The organism is Neisseria sp. P0009.S007 (assembly GCF_051962515.1).
Genome location: NZ_JBQCVF010000496.1, coordinates 1 through 1,050, shown reverse-complemented (window position 1 = coordinate 1,050; position 1,050 = coordinate 1). Strand labels below are relative to the sequence as shown.

The following is a 1,050-nucleotide window of genomic DNA, read 5'->3' as shown; positions in this document are numbered from 1 at the left end:
TGTAATCTTTCTTGCACCAACTATTTACATTAAATGCCGAAATTCCCGTAAAAACGTCAAAAGGCGTTAAAATGTCGCTTTACCTTCTCTTTCTGTAACCGAAATGCAACCCCAATACTATATCGGCATCATGTCCGGAACCAGCATGGACGGTGCCGATGCCGTACTGATTCAAATGCAGGGCAAGCAATGGCAACGAGCCGTTGCCCACAGCTTTCTACCCTATTCAGACGGCCTGCGCCAAGAATTGTTGGCACTACAAGACATAGGCGAAAATGAATTGCACAGAAGCAATATCCTGGCGCAAACACTCAGCCGCCTATACACCCAAACCGTCCAACAACTATTGGCAGAACAAAACCTGTCGGCCAAAGACATTGCCGCAATCGGCTGCCACGGACAAACCATCCGCCATGCGCCTGAATACGGTTACAGCATTCAACTGGTTAACCTCTCCCTGTTAGCTGAACTGACCGGCATTTTCACTGTCGGCGACTTTCGCAGCCGCGACCTTGCCTGCAACGGTCAAGGTGCACCCCTCGTCCCAGCCTTTCACGAAGCGCTGTTTCGAGATGCGAATGAAACCCGAGCCGTACTCAACATTGGAGGCATTTCCAATATCAGCATCCTCCCGCCCGACAGCCCTTCTTTCGGCTTCGATACCGGCCCCGGCAATATGCTGATGGATGCATGGATGCAACATATCTGGCAGCAGCCTTACGACAAAAACGGGGAAAAAGCCGCACAAGGCAAAATCCTCCCCGACCTGCTCGCTTCCCTGCTCGACCATCCTTATTTCAGCCGCCCTTATCCCAAAAGTACAGGCCGAGAGTTGTTTTCCCTAAGCTGGCTTCAAGGCCGTCTGAAAGGTAATGAAAAGCCGGAAGATGTGATACGCACATTGGTCTTTTATACCGCACAAACCATTTTTGACGCGACCAAACAAGCTGCTCCGGCGATTCATAATCTTTACATCTGCGGCGGCGGCATCCGCAATCCGGTTTTGATGCAAGACTTGGAAACCCTGTTTTCTCCCGACACCAAATTGCA

General features: G+C 50.8%; 1 protein-coding gene. It reads left to right on the top strand.

Features of this window, described 5'->3' with window-relative positions; genetic code table 11:
• Positions 1–103: 103 nt before the first annotated feature.
• On the top strand, positions 104–1,050 hold a 947-nt coding region (locus ACTHS3_RS14330), incomplete at its 3' end, for an anhydro-N-acetylmuramic acid kinase (protein WP_440368285.1).